Annotated in this window: 15 protein-coding genes; 4 read left to right on the top strand and 11 right to left on the bottom strand. The window is 68.6% G+C overall.

Translation table 11 applies throughout. The features are described 5' to 3' along the window. From VJN29_RS13805 to VJN29_RS13790, 4 genes are all read right to left on the bottom strand, one after another. Nucleotides 1-1,102 (bottom strand): glycosyltransferase (locus VJN29_RS13805; RefSeq protein ID WP_324144208.1); only part of this gene is annotated, 1,102 nt, incomplete at its 3' end. After that, entirely contained in the window at nt 1,099-2,121 is a 1,023-nt protein-coding gene (locus tag VJN29_RS13800; protein WP_324144207.1) for a glycosyltransferase family 4 protein, read from the bottom strand. The genes VJN29_RS13800 and VJN29_RS13805, both read right to left, overlap by 4 nt. A gap of 10 nt (nt 2,122-2,131) precedes the next feature. After that, nucleotides 2,132-3,484, bottom strand: a complete 1,353-nt coding sequence (locus VJN29_RS13795) for an O-antigen ligase family protein (protein ID WP_324144206.1) — start codon at nt 3,482-3,484, stop codon at nt 2,132-2,134. Next, the gene (locus VJN29_RS13790) at nt 3,484-5,454 is read right to left on the bottom strand and encodes a glycosyltransferase (protein ID WP_324144205.1); all 1,971 of its coding nucleotides are present in this window, start codon (nt 5,452-5,454) and stop codon (nt 3,484-3,486) included. The genes VJN29_RS13795 and VJN29_RS13790 overlap by 1 nt, the downstream gene beginning before the upstream one ends. A gap of 166 nt (nt 5,455-5,620) precedes the next feature. Between VJN29_RS13790 and VJN29_RS13785 the strand changes: the two genes are divergently transcribed. Then, on the top strand, nt 5,621-7,036 hold the full coding sequence (locus VJN29_RS13785) for a polysaccharide biosynthesis tyrosine autokinase (RefSeq protein ID WP_324144204.1): 1,416 nt from the start codon (nt 5,621-5,623) through the stop codon (nt 7,034-7,036). Nucleotides 7,037-7,074: 38 nt separating this feature from the next. Here the strand turns inward: VJN29_RS13785 and VJN29_RS13780 are convergent, their stop codons facing one another. From VJN29_RS13780 to VJN29_RS13760, 5 genes are all read right to left on the bottom strand, one after another. Further along, a complete protein-coding gene (locus VJN29_RS13780; RefSeq protein ID WP_324144203.1) occupies nt 7,075-7,362 on the bottom strand; it encodes a PqqD family protein in 288 nt (95 codons plus the stop codon). Continuing rightward, a complete protein-coding gene (locus VJN29_RS13775; RefSeq protein ID WP_324144202.1) occupies nt 7,359-8,180 on the bottom strand; it encodes a hypothetical protein in 822 nt (273 codons plus the stop codon). Before VJN29_RS13775 ends, VJN29_RS13780 begins: the two co-directional genes overlap by 4 nt. A gap of 40 nt (nt 8,181-8,220) precedes the next feature. Beyond that, nucleotides 8,221-8,499 carry a PqqD family protein gene (locus VJN29_RS13770; RefSeq protein WP_324144201.1) on the bottom strand — a complete coding sequence of 93 codons (279 nt, stop codon included), beginning with the start codon at nt 8,497-8,499 and terminating at the stop codon, nt 8,221-8,223. A 12-nt stretch (nt 8,500-8,511) separates the two neighbouring features. Beyond that, nucleotides 8,512-9,405 carry a 2-nitropropane dioxygenase gene (locus VJN29_RS13765; protein WP_324144200.1) on the bottom strand — a complete coding sequence of 298 codons (894 nt, stop codon included), beginning with the start codon at nt 9,403-9,405 and terminating at the stop codon, nt 8,512-8,514. A gap of 79 nt (nt 9,406-9,484) precedes the next feature. After that, nucleotides 9,485-10,120 (bottom strand): hypothetical protein, encoded by a 636-nt coding sequence (locus VJN29_RS13760; RefSeq protein ID WP_324144199.1) that lies wholly within the window; start codon nt 10,118-10,120, stop codon nt 9,485-9,487. A gap of 139 nt (nt 10,121-10,259) precedes the next feature. Between VJN29_RS13760 and VJN29_RS13755 the strand changes: the two genes are divergently transcribed. After that, the gene (locus tag VJN29_RS13755; protein ID WP_324144198.1) at nt 10,260-11,282 is read left to right on the top strand and encodes a MauE/DoxX family redox-associated membrane protein; all 1,023 of its coding nucleotides are present in this window, start codon (nt 10,260-10,262) and stop codon (nt 11,280-11,282) included. A gap of 4 nt (nt 11,283-11,286) precedes the next feature. On the opposite strand, the gene VJN29_RS13750 is transcribed toward VJN29_RS13755, so the two are convergent. Further along, nucleotides 11,287-11,850, bottom strand: coding sequence for a hypothetical protein (locus tag VJN29_RS13750; RefSeq protein WP_324144197.1), 564 nt, complete (start codon nt 11,848-11,850; stop codon nt 11,287-11,289). Nucleotides 11,851-11,912: 62 nt separating this feature from the next. On the opposite strand from VJN29_RS13750, the gene VJN29_RS13745 reads away from it, so the two are divergent. After that, nucleotides 11,913-12,968 carry an LCP family protein gene (locus VJN29_RS13745; RefSeq protein ID WP_324144196.1) on the top strand — a complete coding sequence of 352 codons (1,056 nt, stop codon included), beginning with the start codon at nt 11,913-11,915 and terminating at the stop codon, nt 12,966-12,968. A gap of 37 nt (nt 12,969-13,005) precedes the next feature. Here the strand turns inward: VJN29_RS13745 and VJN29_RS13740 are convergent, their stop codons facing one another. Continuing rightward, nucleotides 13,006-13,698: a hypothetical protein gene (locus tag VJN29_RS13740; protein WP_324144195.1), complete on the bottom strand. Its 693-nt coding sequence runs from the start codon at nt 13,696-13,698 to the stop codon at nt 13,006-13,008. 25 nt (nt 13,699-13,723) lie between these two features. On the opposite strand from VJN29_RS13740, the gene VJN29_RS13735 reads away from it, so the two are divergent. Next, nucleotides 13,724-13,981 (top strand): hypothetical protein (locus VJN29_RS13735; RefSeq protein WP_324144194.1); only part of this gene is annotated, 258 nt, incomplete at its 3' end.

The raw sequence follows: 13,981 nt of genomic DNA, 5'->3' as shown, positions 1-13,981 counted from the left end.
CGGCGAACTGCGCGACTCGATCCCGCCAGGATGGCACTCCGGAGACCGGCAATACGGGGCGGGGGGATCGGTCCGGCACGCGTTCGGCGACCGCCGAGGCGAAAGCTGACGCCCCGACAACCGTGATCATGTGGTCCGCCGCGTCACGGAAGCCTGCGACTGGGGTGCTGACCACGGGCCGGCCCACGGCCAGGTACTCATAGCGCTTGATCGGATCCAGACTGTCGGTGAAGGGCGTCACCACGTGGGGCACGACGAGAACCTCCGCGTGCTGCAAGTAGGCAGGCACCTGGTCTGCCGGCCGTGGGCCGAGGAGAACGACGCCTGACCGCTCGAGCCCGGCACGGTCCCCGGACGACAGTGCCAGCGGTCCAACCACGACGAGTCGGCCGCGACCCCGGAGCGCGCGAGCAGTGTCGAGGCAAAGGGACACGTCCATCCGGTCCCGATGGACCGTGCCAACGTAGAGGGCATACGGCTCGGCGGGCAGGTCGCTCGGCCGCGGTTGACGTCGCTGGTAGGCCGCGACATCTACGGCATTGGGGACGAGGACCACGTCTCGTCGTTTGCTCTTTGTGCGTGCCAGGGTCGGCGAGCAGACGACCACCTCTCGCGCCCGTTCCATCAACAGCTCCTCAGCCCGGGCGCGACGTTCCGTCTCGACAGGCGGCCTGTCAGCCAACAGCCAGTCGTCCGTGATGTCGTACAGCGCTGGCCAGCCGGTGACCTCGAGAACGGCGGCACCATCAGGGTCGTTCACCCACAGCGTGGGGGCCTCGAAACCCAGTCGACCCGTGGCGGCCACCACTTCGCCGGCCAGCCGCGCGTCCACGCCGGGAGCCAGGCGCCGCGGAAGCCACTTGGCGCTCTCCAGCAGCCAGAGCCGCTTCGTCGGACCCGAGGGCAGGGCTGGTCCCGGACGCAGCCCCCTCGGCCATCGTGGTCGTTGCCGCTGGACCAGGTCATGGAGCGGATCGACGGCGGGCTCGACGAAGAGGACTCGCAGCCGTGGATCTCGGCGAAGCAGCCCGGCGATGAGGTGCTGGTTGCGCCGCCACACGTCATCCCATCGCTCGAGGGACATGACAACGACGTCCGTCACAGCACACTCCGATACACGGCCTCGGTCGCGTCCGCCTGTGCCTCCAGGGAGAACTGGCCCTGCTGCGCCGCCCGCAACCGCGCACCGAGCTCCCCGCGCCTGGCCTCGTCCGGCGCGAGCACCCGCAGGATCTCGGCGCCGGCCGAAAGATCGCCAACTGGGTAACAGAGCTCCGGCGCGACAGCCCCGATCGTTTCCAGGTGTCCCCCGCCGTGGGCGGCGATGACAGGCAACTCGTGACTCATGGCCTCGAGCACCGTCAGCCCCAGCGCCTCGTCGGGGCGGGGGGCAAGGAGTATGGCTGCATCTGCCATCAGAGCGCCGACGTCCCGGCGGTGCCCCAGGAAGCGCACGCTGGAATCGAGTCCGCACTGTGCCACCCGGCCCCGCAGGCGCCCGAGATCCGCGCCGGACCCCGCGATGTGCAGGTGCCAGCCCCTCCCGGCCAAGCCTGAGGCCGCAAAGCACTCGATGGCATCTGCGGTCCGCTTCTCCGGCTGCAGCCGCTGCGCCACGAGCACGGTCCGGGAACGGCTCCCGGCCGGATTGTTCTCCTCGTTGGACGCGACCCCCGAGACGACGACCGTCGCCGGTGGCTCGACATGCTCGGCGACATAGCGGCTCACCGCGATCTGGGCGGCGATGTGTCGCGCGGCCCACCTCGATACGACACCAGCAGCCCACGATGACTGTCCGCGACGGGCTGCGAAATGACGCGTGGCGACGACGGGTACGTGTCGGCTCTTCCAGGCCGTGGCAGCCGCGATCTCGGCGGCAGTCATGTGGACATTGAAGATGTCGGCATCGCCGAGGCGGTTGAGGATTGATCGCATGCTTCCGACGGTCCGAGCGGGCATGTGGCGAATGTCGGAGCGGTCCATGACGGCGTTCATCGTGGCGGCGTGGCCTCCGAGGACCACGACCTCGTGGCCCTGATCGGCCTGTGCGGCCGCCAGCAGCGCGACGTGTCGTTCCACACCGGCAAAGGCATCGGTGCACACCGCATGGACGATCCTCACGTGACAGCGCTCACGAGGCCTTGCCGATGGCCGGGGTGCCGAGCCCGCTCGGGTGCACGGCGCGCTCGATTTTGTCGAGCACTTCCTGCCGGACAGCTGCGGCGGCCTCTGCATGCGCAGCCGCCCCGAGGCAGAGACCAAGGATGAGGAAGGGGAGCGACACCTGGACGGAGACCCAGAAGAGGTCGAACTCGCTCTGCACAATCCGCGCAAGCAGAACCAGCTCAGCGAGAAGCCCGTAGGCGGGGTCGATCCGCCGTGCGACGAGCCAGGTGCCGACCAGCAGGACGACGAACGCGGCAAGTCCCACGACTCCGGCCGCCGTCGCGGTGTCCATGAGCGCGTTGGGTGGCTGGAACGCCTCAGGGAAGCGGTCGGTGTACCACCAGCGCAGCCCGACACCGAACCACGGGTCGGTCTGCCAGATGGCCATCGAGTCCTCGAACCAGGTGACCCGCTGGAAGAAGGAGTTGAACTCGTTGCCTGACTTGACCTGGTCCTGCACCATCACGCTCACACCCGCGAGCGCCGGAATGATGGCGAGCAGAATGCCCTTGGACCGGCGGTGCGTCGTCGTGCGGCGCATGACGAGAACCGACACTGCGACGGCCAGCGCGATGATGGCCTGTCGTGACTGCGTGGTCAGCAGGGCGGCCACAAGGGTCCAGAACCCCAGCAGCGCCCAGCCGCGTCGCCACCCGGTCCAGGGAGGGCGCACGTAGAGCACGACCGCCATGAGAGCGAAGATGGTCCCGATCGCGTTCTTCTGGACCTGGTACGGCCAGCTCATCTCGACCGGACCGAAGTCGCCCCCCGCATATTGGGATGCTGCGTGAACAAAGGTGATGAGGGCGAGCAGCAAGGATGTCGCGACGAGAATGTTGAGAGCGAGCACCGCGTGCCCCCGCCGCCCCAGGGCCCATCCGACGACGACAGCCCCGAGGACGAGGAGACCCGCGTGGAACCACTCCACCACGTTGGCGGTATACGGATGGCGGATCACGGTGAACAGGGTCGCGACCTGGTAGAGCAGTCCCAGCCACATCACCTGCCGCATGGCTGGTGACGCGCCGCCGAGGAGGACGAGCAGGGAAGGCACCAGTGCCACCGCGAGCAGCGCGTCGGCGACGGTCAGGTCCACTCCGCCTGCGCCGACCCGCGCAGTGAGGATGAGGAACGGCAGGCAGACGATCGGCACGAGCGTGGGATCGGCGGCCACGAGCCCGATGAACAGAATCACTCCGGCGACGAGCAGCGGCAGCATCGGGTCACTGGCGAGCTCCCGGCCCATGAGGAACAGCAGGCCGAGCAAACCGGCTATGAGCGCGGCGCGCGTGATGAGGGGTAGGGTTCGGCCCGGCATCACCGAACCACCGTCCCTCTGTAGCTTGCCTCGACACGGAGCGGACCGCGCACGTAGGTGGCTACGCGTGACAACGCTGCCCGCCCAGCCGCACCGCCTCGGAGCCCACGCACCGTTGCCCCGGCTATCTGCGCTGCCCGCGCCACCTGCCAGCCCGGCGAGCCGAAGTGCTTGCGGTAGTACCGTTCCTGGCTCGCGTGGAAGTGGGCCTCTCGCCGTCCTGGGTCACTGCTCGTCCCAGCTCCGACATGGGTTGCGGTCACCTCGGGGACCATCCCATGGCGCCAACCGCGGCGCGCCGCCCGGTAGGCCCAGTCAGTCTCCTCCGCGTACAGGAAGAACGACTCGTCGAAGCCGCCCAGCTCGGCGACTGCCTCGGCGCGGAGCAGCAGAACCGCACCGATGGCGAAGCTGACGGGTCGCCAGCGCCCCAGCCCGAGCGCATCGAGCCACGCGCCACCAGGAGACGGGAACGGCCACATCACGCGTTCCTCGCCACTCGCAGCGTCTCGAATGCGGGGGCTGACGCTCGCGAGGTCAGGACTCGCGCGCAGGGCCTGCTGAAGCTGCCGTATGCCGCTGGGCTCGATCATCGCGTCCGGATTCAGCAGGAGCACGTCGGAGCTCGCAGACCGCCGCTCAAGAAGGCCAATGTTGACGCCGGCCGCGAAGCCGCCGTTGTGGCCAGGGTCCACGTACCGGACTCCGAGGCTCGCGCACACCTCACGCACCGCGTCGGACGAGGAGTTGTCGACGACTGTGACCGCCTCCCCGCGCAACGGCTCGAGCGCGCGGCGGAGCAGCTCTGGGGCGCCGTAGGCGACAACGACGACCTCGACGGGCGGCGAAGGCTGGTCCGCGCCGGGCAGCGCGGTGTCGGCCGTCCGGGGTCCGAGCGCTCTGATGTACAGCGCCTCCTGCAGTCCCGCGACGGCAGTCCAGCTCGTCTTCGTTGCCTTGGCCAACCCCGCCTCTCGCATGGCTGCAGCCGTCTCGGGCTCGGTCCCGACGCGAAGCAAGGCCCTCCTCAGGGCGCTCGCGTCACCCGGAGCGACCATGATTCCCGCGCCACCGACGACCTCGGGCAAGGCCCCGCTGTCACTCGCCACGACTGGCGTTCCGCACGCCATCGCCTCGACGGCGACTCGGCCGAACTGCTCGACCCACGACGGCGTGGTCAACGAGGGCACGGCGAGGACGTCGAGCGACCGGTAGAACTGAGGCAGGTCACTCTGCTCGAGCGGCCCGGCGAAGTCGACTCGGTCGTCGAACCCGTCGGCCTGAACGCGTGCCCGCAAGGGCTGCATCAGGGATCCGCCACCGGCCATACGGAGGAACAGACGCGGGTCGCCGGCGACGGCGTCGAGCAACACGTCAACGCCCTTGTGAGCCTCCAGACGACCGACGTAGCCGACGTGAATGCGATGCGGCTCTGGCGCGCGCTCGTGCGTCGCCTCGGGAGAGGAGAAGCTCGCGTCGGTTCCGAGTGGGATGACAGTCGCAGCGCACGCAAGACCCTTCCGCTCGACGATGTGCCCCGCGGCGACGTTGCAGACACTCACCCCAGCAGCATGACGCAGTGCCCAGCGCTCCAGCCAGCGAAACGGGACCGGATACCTCTTGTCGAGATTCTGAGCGGAGTACAGCACGTAGGGAGCCTTCTGCCGCCGAAGCGCACGCAGGAGGAGCGTCTCGGCCGTGCTCAGGGCGAAGGGCTCCTCGTGGATGTCGATGACGTCCCACCGATCACCCATGGCACGCCAGATCGGCCTCGGGTCGTAGACGAACAGCGCCGGGTGGCGCCCCAGAGTGTGCAGCCCTTGAACCGGCTCACCGGGGCGGGGCTCCAGCGCGATCGTCGTACCGCCCTCGTTCCAGGCCAGCGCCGACAGGAGCCGCACCTCATGGCCGCGGGTGCGCAGTGCCTCTTCTCGCTCGCGCCATGCGTCGACGACGGCGCTGTGCGACAACCGCAGGACCCGCAATCGACAACTCCCCACCCAAGTGGCACGACGCCGTGAGCCAGCCCGATACTGCTCAACGCGACTTCGCCACGCAGATGATATGGGAGGATTGGCCGTCAGTAAGCACACCTACGAGTCGCAGTCCTGCCGTTCGCATGCCCGAGGGGGGCCCTTGACCATCCGTGATCTCCTCGGTGTCATCCGCACGAGGTGGCGGCTCATCGCCTTCTGCGCACTCGTCGTCGTCGGCGCCACTGCCGCCACGACAATCGTGACGACACCGGTCTACGAGGCGACCGCCAGGATCTACCTCGAGACGGAGAAGGCGGTGGACAACCGGCCCACGGGGAGCTACGCGATCACGCAGAAGGACCTCAACACCTACGTCGCCATCCTGGGCTCACCTGCCGTCCAGGACCCCCTGCGCGAACGGCTGGGGTTGGCGCCCGGCAGCGAGCTCAACGTCAGCGCCACCGTCGCAGAGCTGACCAACATGCTCGACGTCAAGGCACAGAGCTCCGACCCGGAGCTCGCGGCCGCCGTGGCCAACACGGCTGGGCCGGTCCTGGCCGATTCGGCGCAAAGGTTCTCACCACTGCTGGCGAACAACAACCAGGTGGTCAAAGCGACCGCGGTCACTCCGGCGGTGGTGCCCAGCGCGCCGATCTCACCCAACGTCAAGACCAACCTCGCACTGGCACTTCTGGCCGGCATCATCGTCGGCGTCGGCGTTGCCCTCATCCGGCACATGTCGGACACGAAGGTCCGAGGCGAGGATGACATCCGAGAGCTGTCCGATCGCCCGATTCTCGGCACCATCCCGCTCGTCAAGAACTCGGGGAAGGCGGTGCTGTCGGTTGCTGACGAGCCGCACTCACACCACGCAGAGGCGATCCGTCGGCTCCGCACCAACATCCTGTTCGTCGACGTCACGACCCAGGGGCACTCCTTCGTCATCACGTCATCGAACCCGGGCGAGGGAAAGACGACCACGTCGGTGAACCTCGCGCTGGCGATGGCCGATGCCGGGTCCAAGGTGCTGCTCATCGACGGAGACCTGCGCAATCCCACCGTGGCCAAGACCATGGGCATCGAGGGTGGCTCCGGTCTGACGACGGTGCTCCTCCGGCGTGCAGAGGCCATCGATGTCGTCCAGCGGTGGCGCGACACCAACCTCTACGTCCTGCCTGCCGGTCAGATCCCGCCGAATCCGAGCGAGCTGCTCGGTTCGGAGGCGATGTCCCTGCTCTTCCAAAAGCTCTCCCAGGACTTCGACTACATCCTCGTCGACAGCCCACCGATCAACCCGGTCATCGACGCGGTCCTGCTGAACCAGCTGACCCACGGCCTCATCATGGTCGTTGCGGCCGAGCGGACGAAGCGGCGGGAGCTCGAGGCGGCACTGCGCTCCCTGAACACAGTCGACGTCCCGGTGGCCGGGTTCGCCCTGAACCTCGCGACCACCTCGAATTCCTTGGCCTACCGCTACGGCACGTACGGTTACGGTCAGACCGCGGCCGTGCACAGCAGCCGCGCGGAACGCGCCTCGAGGCGCAAGGCGACACGTCGAGCGAGTCGCGCCCACTGATGCAGGTGAGCGCCGACGCGTAACGGCAGCACAGGCACTCAGCCGCCTCGTTGCACCTCCACCAGTCCCTGCCGTGCGAGCTCTTCCACGAGTGCGCTGACGGCAGCCTCGACTGTCTCTTCGCCAGGCGTGCCGAAACGCGCGGACAGCTCGACGCCGATCGACCGCAGCGTCGCGCCGCCCTGAGTGAGGGACAGGATCGTCCGCGCGACCGCCGATACCTTGAGGACTCGCGCGCCGTCTCCGTCCTCGATGAGGACGACGGCTCCGTCGTCAACCTCCAGCAGATCAACCAGTGGTGTCGCACGCACGACGTCATCGGTCATCGCCGGCCTCCGACCGTGTCCCGCACCAGCTCCGCGAGGTCGGCGGCCTCGGCGTAGCGGACGAGCCGGAAGCCACCGGTGGCATGCCCCAGGTCGGCAAGTCGATGCAACGGACGCTCCAACCGCGCGAGGGACGACGCCTCGGCCGCCAGGAGGAGCAGAGCGTCGGCGACGCTCAGCGGTTCGACTGACACCCCGACCATGGAGGGGTCTCGCCGGATGAGCATGACACCGGCGACCCACGGATCGGCTCGAGGCTCGAGCAAACCGAGGTCGTCCGGGGCGTGCTCGACCTTGGCCCGACCTCCCGATGGACGGCGCAGCGTCAACGGCTTCGGGTAGGGCAGGATGCGACGGTCCTCGGTGATTCCTACTGTTTCGTCAGTCAGATAAGCGAGCTCGTGACCGAGGGCCCGGCTCAGTGTTGTCTTCCCCGTGCCGCCCGGCGCCACGTACACGACGGACGCGCCGGTGTCGGGATGACACAGTGCGCCGGCATGGAGCATCAACAGGCGCCCCGCCTGGGCGGCGATGAGCGCCCCGGTGATCCGCTGAGTGGACCGTGTCAGCGCTCCCGCGGCAACGTCACGACTGGCGTCAGGGACGACGTGCGCGAGCTCGCCTGCCAGAGAGACCGTGCCGGCATCGAGCTCTCGCGGTACGGGAGACCCTGACGAAGGGGCGAGGCACCGACGCCAGACGCGCTGGAACTCTCTGACGAGCACTGGTGCAGCCCCGCGGAGATCGACTCGGACCCGGGCGCCGAGAGCGTGCAGCTCGACGAGCTGGTCAGGGCTGGCACTGAATTCGTCCGGCATGGTGGCTGCACCATATCCACCGCGCGGCGACATCGTCGGCTCACCCATCATGACGCACGAGCACACCGTGGGTGACGAGCTCGTCGAGGAACGTCTCGACATCGCCGATGATGTCAGCTGCCGGTAGACCCGCCACGGCCGCAACACGGCCAGCGATGTCGCTGGCTGTACCGCCCGCGAGGACCTGCGCCCAGACGAGCGCGGCCGAGTCCGTCAGGACGATCGGCGGGCCCTCAGGCAGCCGCGCAACATACGACCGACCTGCGTCGTGCACGTGGCCGACATTCGGAGCGATGCCGTATGCCGCTGAGCCCCTCACGCTCGTAGCCTCTCACGAGTGTGGGTGGTGGCGTTTGCGCTTGCGGCCATGCCGAGTACGTAGCGCGCGCGTCTCCTCGGCAAGGCCGCGGACAGGTCGAGCCACGAACTCCCTCAGGGTCTCCGTCTTGGACGGCGCATGCCCAAGTCGGACCCCGAGGTGATCGGTGTTGACCAGCGGGGCTCGCAGGGCCACGTGAAGCCGGTCGCGCCACGTGGTGGCTGCCTTGATCCGCGCCAGCCACTCCTCGAGTCTCGTGCCACCGTCGCGGGCGATGCGCCACAGGTCGTAGTCGGGGGCACCGCGGAACCGCTCCAGGTTCCCGGTGGCCGCAGCGAAGGCCACCTCGGCGCCCAGATCGGCGACCAGGACCTCGACCTCACCACGACGCTCGGGGGTCGCACTCCCCCACACGGCGTCGACGTCGCGCCTTCGACCGTGGAGGCCGCCTCCTCGGGCAGCGTTGAGCACCAAGATGACTGACTGACCCACCGCGCCGGGGACGGGGCACGGGATACCGGCCAGCTCGCGCGTACCCCGATTCGCCCACAGCCGGTCGAAGGCGGCGTCAGGGTCCGCGGTGATCCCGGGAAACGACCGGTGAAGATCCGCGTGGCCCCAGAAGGCATGCTGAAAGGTCGCCGCGTGCCCGAACGGGGAACCGGTCTCGAAGCTGGTGACCTTCCGCCAACCGCGCGCGGCCATGTTCTCGATCAACGGCTCGACATGCCGAGGACGGACGAGCAGGTCGGCATCGGTGCCAGGCTGGCGATCGCTCCGTAGCGTCGGGTCGACGGCGATCCCCTTGATGTGCAGGATGTCCATCCCCACCTGATCAGCCATGACCTGCACGGCGGCGTGCGCCATGGCCACGCGCACGCGGATCGGCAGCACGACCTCTGTCAACGTCAGCCTCGCACCGAGCGGACACGGACGAGGGCCGCGGCAGGCTCGACGCCCGCGCGGCCCTCCTCCGTCAACGCAACTAGAGCCCGCAACCAGCCGCAGTGGCGTTGGGCGGGGTGAGACACATGCTCTGCTTCGGGAAGGGGAAGTCGCAGGAGCCACCGCCCGTCTCGGTGGTCCACGGCTGGCCCACGACATTGCCCGACGTCACACCGGTCTGCCCCGATCCCTCAGCGCCGCACGTGGAATCGCCCACCCAGTACTCGATGCTGACCGCGACATCGGTGGTGCTGCTGTCGGTGCTGGCGTTCGAGAACACGCCGTAGACCTGCTCCTCACCGGGTGCCAGGGTGATGCAGTCGATCGTCTGCGGCGGGCAGGGAGATGTGAGCGCCGGGTCGGTCACGCCGACGAGACACTGGTCGACGCCACCCACCACGATGTTCGTGACGCGGAACGAGACCGTGGTGTCCAAGGTGTTGACGAACTGCCCCCACAGCACGTAGCCCTTGTTGTAGCCTTCGTCTCCCCAAGAGGCTCCCGGGATCTTGCAGGCCGAGCTGTCGCCGAAGTCGATGACGATCGGCGGCGAGGCGGCCAGGGCCGGCGTGGACTTGGCGATGAGAACGGCTGGTACCGACCACGCGGCGCCCTTGGCGACCGTGCGACGCGAGATCGTGCGTCCGGCACCGCCCGGCTCAACAGTGTCTGTCATAACGGAAATCTCCCCACAGTCGTGAGTCCCGCAGACCCGCGGAACCAGCGCACAGCCTAGCAGCGACATCCGCCAACGTCGGGGAGGTTGCTCACATTCTCACAACGATGCCGGGCGAACCTCAACGTACGATTCGGTGGTGACCGCGGCCGCCCTCGTCTCCCCGCTCCTGCTCTCCTTCGTCCTCGGCCTCAGCGGGGTGGCCAAGCTTCGATCCCCTCGCGCGTCAGCCGACGCCTTCGACGCCCTGAGAGTGCCTGGCCCGTTCTCCAGCTCGCTTGTCCGACAGGGCCATCCGTGGCTTGAAGTACTCCTTGCCATCGCCCTTGTGACCCTTCCCGGGCGATGGCAGCTGGCCGCCGCTGTCGCCGTCCTGGCACTGCTCGTCGTGTATCTCTGGCTCATTCTCAGAGCCCTGTCCTCCACGGACCCCGTGGACTGCGCATGCTTCGGCGCCATCGGGTCGGACCGGGTGACACCTTGGACGGTTCTCCGCAATGCCTGGCTCGTCCTGCTCGCCGTGGTCGGCATTCCGGTCGCGATGGGCGACACCTCGGTGCTCGCTCGCCTCGTGGAGCTCGGGTCCGAGGCCTGGTGGTTGGCCGCCGTTGCCGCCGGCGTCGTGACGATCGGCCTCGTGATGGCGCGGCCTGGCCAGTCGGACCACTCCGATGAGCACGTCCCTGCCCCCGACGATGACGGGGAATATCTGCGGCGTCCAACGCCCCACCTGCCCGTGTCATTGGCGGACGGAACGACCGTGAGCGTTCGAGCGCTGGCCAAGCGAAGGCCGCAGCTGCTGGTCCACGTCTCAGAGCTCTGCGGGAGCTGCTCCGCCACGGTGGCCGCAGTACCAGGTTGGCGGGAGGCCCTGCCCGAGGTCGACATCCGGCTCCTCCTGCGCTCCGGAGCCGATTCCTCGCCATGGGCGTCAGTGGAAGAGCCGCAGACGATCCATGACCCGCCGGGATATGCGGCGGTGACGATGGAGATGCCGCGGACACCCTCGGCCGTTCTCCTCGGTGTGGACGGGCTCCTGGCGGGTGGACCGGTCACTGGCCCGGACGCCATCCGTGCCTTCGTCGAGGACATCACGCACGAGCTCGAAGCTGCTCGTGCTTCAGCCTCCGCCGACGCACCTGGAGAGCGTCAGCACGCGTGAGCCGTCAGGACACCGAGCGCACCAGCACGAACCAGAGGATGACGGGCGCGCCGACGACGAGGACGATGCCGAGGACGCGGATGGCGGCGGCGTGGCTGTAGACGCGGACCAGGACCGCCGCGAGGACCCCGATGCCGAAGATCCCGATCGACCAGTTGGCGAACCCGACGCTCAGCTCCACGATCTCGGCCGACTTGGTGATGTTGGCGATCGTCGCGGCCTTGCCGCCCGGGCCCCATGGCGCCGGCAGGGGCACCTGGGCGAACAGCAGCAGTGCGATGCCGAGGATGTCCGTCTTCACGAAGGACTTGCGTCGCGCCGACAGCTGGCGTCGCGCGCGCACGGACGGCAGCACCGAGGGCGGGGCGGGCGCCAGCGCGCGAGGAAAGGTCAGCAGGCACCCGGGCAGGCCGACCAGTAGAGCGAGCAGAGCGGCATACAGCTTGGGACGCGTGTCGCTCGCGAAGGCCAGTGTCGTGATCACCGGCACGGTGGCCTGGGTGAGCAGCCAGACGTAGAGGATGAAGGCGAGAGCGGCGCCGACGGCGACGGGGACGTCACCGCTCATGCGCCCCCGCCTTCTTGACATGACCGCCAGTGTAGGCAGGCCCATCCACCTACACTTGCCGGGTGGACCGCACCCAGGAACGACCCGAGCCGGACCTGTTCGACCCGCAGGACTCGGACGACGAGGCGCCCCAACTGGCTTCGCGGCGCGATCGCAAGGAGCGACGACGCAACCGCAAGGTCCTCGTGGCCGCCCTTGTCCTCCTGCTCGTGCCGGTGCTCGCGGTCGGCGGTTACCTGGTCTGGCTCAACCAGATCGTCTCGAGCAACGTGAAACAGGCCACACTCCTGCCGGAGTCGGGCTCCGCGGCGCAACCGACCGACAAGGAGGGCAACGTCGTCGCGCAGCCGACGGGCAATGGCACCAACTACCTGCTCATCGGCAACGACGCACGCCCCGGCGACACCGGCTCGAGGTCGGACGTCATGGTCCTGGTCCATGTGCCGGAGGACCGGAGGGACGTCACGCTCATCCACTTCCCGCGAGACCTCTGGGTCCCGATTCCCGGACGAGGCGAGGCCAAGCTCAATGCCGCGTACGCCTTCGGCGGTGCGCCGCTCCTGGTCCAGACGATGCAGAACATGCTCGGCGTCGAGATCGACCACGTCGCCATGGTCGGCTTCGAGGGCTTCAAGAACATGACCGATGCTGTTGGCGGCGTGGACGTCCAGGTCGAGGAGGCCTCCGAAGGCGACGGAAAGGTGTTCTCCGAGGGCACGATGCACATGGACGGGGAGACCGCCCTCGTCTTCGTCCGCCAACGCAAGCAGCTCAGTGAAGGTGACATCTCGCGAGGCAAGCGGCAGCAGGCGTTCATCAAGGCCCTGATGCTCGAGGCGCTCAGCAGGGAGACGCTCACCAACCCGATCAGGCTCAAGGACTTCCTCGACGCGGCCACGAGCAACCTCACGGTCGACCAGAAGCTCGACGTTGGCACCATGCGGTCCGAGGCCCTCGCGATGCGTCACCTCCGGGGCGGCGATGTGCGGTTCATCACAGCGCCGTTCACCGGCTTCGGCACCAGTGCAGACGGCCAGTCGATCGACATCGTCGACGAGGTTCGGATGACCGACCTTGGCGAGGCGCTCCGCACCGACGCGCTCGAGTCGTACGAGTGAGGCTTTCCGAGTGACGCAGACCGACTGAAGCAGACCGTCAGGCCTGCTCCCAGGCGGTGAGGTCAGCGCCGCTCACCCAGGCCTCGTCGCCGACGAGGAGCCAGCCGGCCTCCGGTGAGGTGGAGATGGCGACGCTGCCGGGGGTTGGCTCGGTCGTCTCGACGCAGGCCACCTCTGCCGGCTCCTCTCCCCTGATGACCTTGGCGATCTGCACGCCGTCACAGCCCTCGACGCCAGCTCGGGCGGCATAGGTGGTCAGGACGCCGCCCTCGAGCCGGTTGGAGAAGGCGAGGGCGCCCTCGGCCTGCCCGGACTCGCTCCACGTGGCGCCACTGTCGTTGGTGACCTTCACCGAGCCGTCCCGGCACAGAGCCTCAGCCTGTTCGGCCGAGGTCCGTGACAGGTCCAGGACGTCCTGGTCACCACAGGGCCGGGAGTTCGCGTCCTCGGGGGTGACGATCTCGTTCGGCGCGGCGATCTTCCTCGCCCAACCGCCCACCAGGGGCCGTGGACCGACCCACGTCGCCCCGTCGTCGTCAGTGGTGAACTCGCTCTGTCCGCAGCCCCGGTCGGACCCGACGATGAAACCCGTTCCTCCGGTCAGGGGCTGGACCCTGGAGATGGTTCTCGCGGGAACCTCCACCTCGTCCCAGCTCGCCCCGCCATCGCGCGTGACGGACAGCTCGGCGCCGCCCTCCGTGCAGGTGCCGGTCGTCGCCCTCCAAGCCACCTCGGAATCAAGCCCGACCAGGAGGATGCCGACGGGGCTCGGACGCTGGCCAGCCGCGGTCGCTGCGGATGTGGTGGTCGCGGGCTTCGTCGGCGGAGCTGACGTGGAGGGCGGTGCAGTGGTGCGTGCGGTGGTGGGTGCGGCGCCGCCCGTTGCGGACCCCGTCGGAGCAGCTTCAGTGGGCGGTGTCACGGGTGGCGGGCGCAGCGCCAGGTACACCAGGACGATGTCCACCAGCAAGAAGGCGATCAGTCCCGCCGTGATCAATCCCCGCTTCATCCGC

The sequence above is a fragment of the Intrasporangium sp. genome, assembly GCF_035280925.1.
Taxonomy (GTDB): Bacteria; Actinomycetota; Actinomycetes; order Actinomycetales; family Dermatophilaceae; genus Intrasporangium.
The sequence above is the reverse complement of the archived record's forward strand: the minus strand, read 5'-3'. Positions and strand labels throughout refer to the sequence as shown.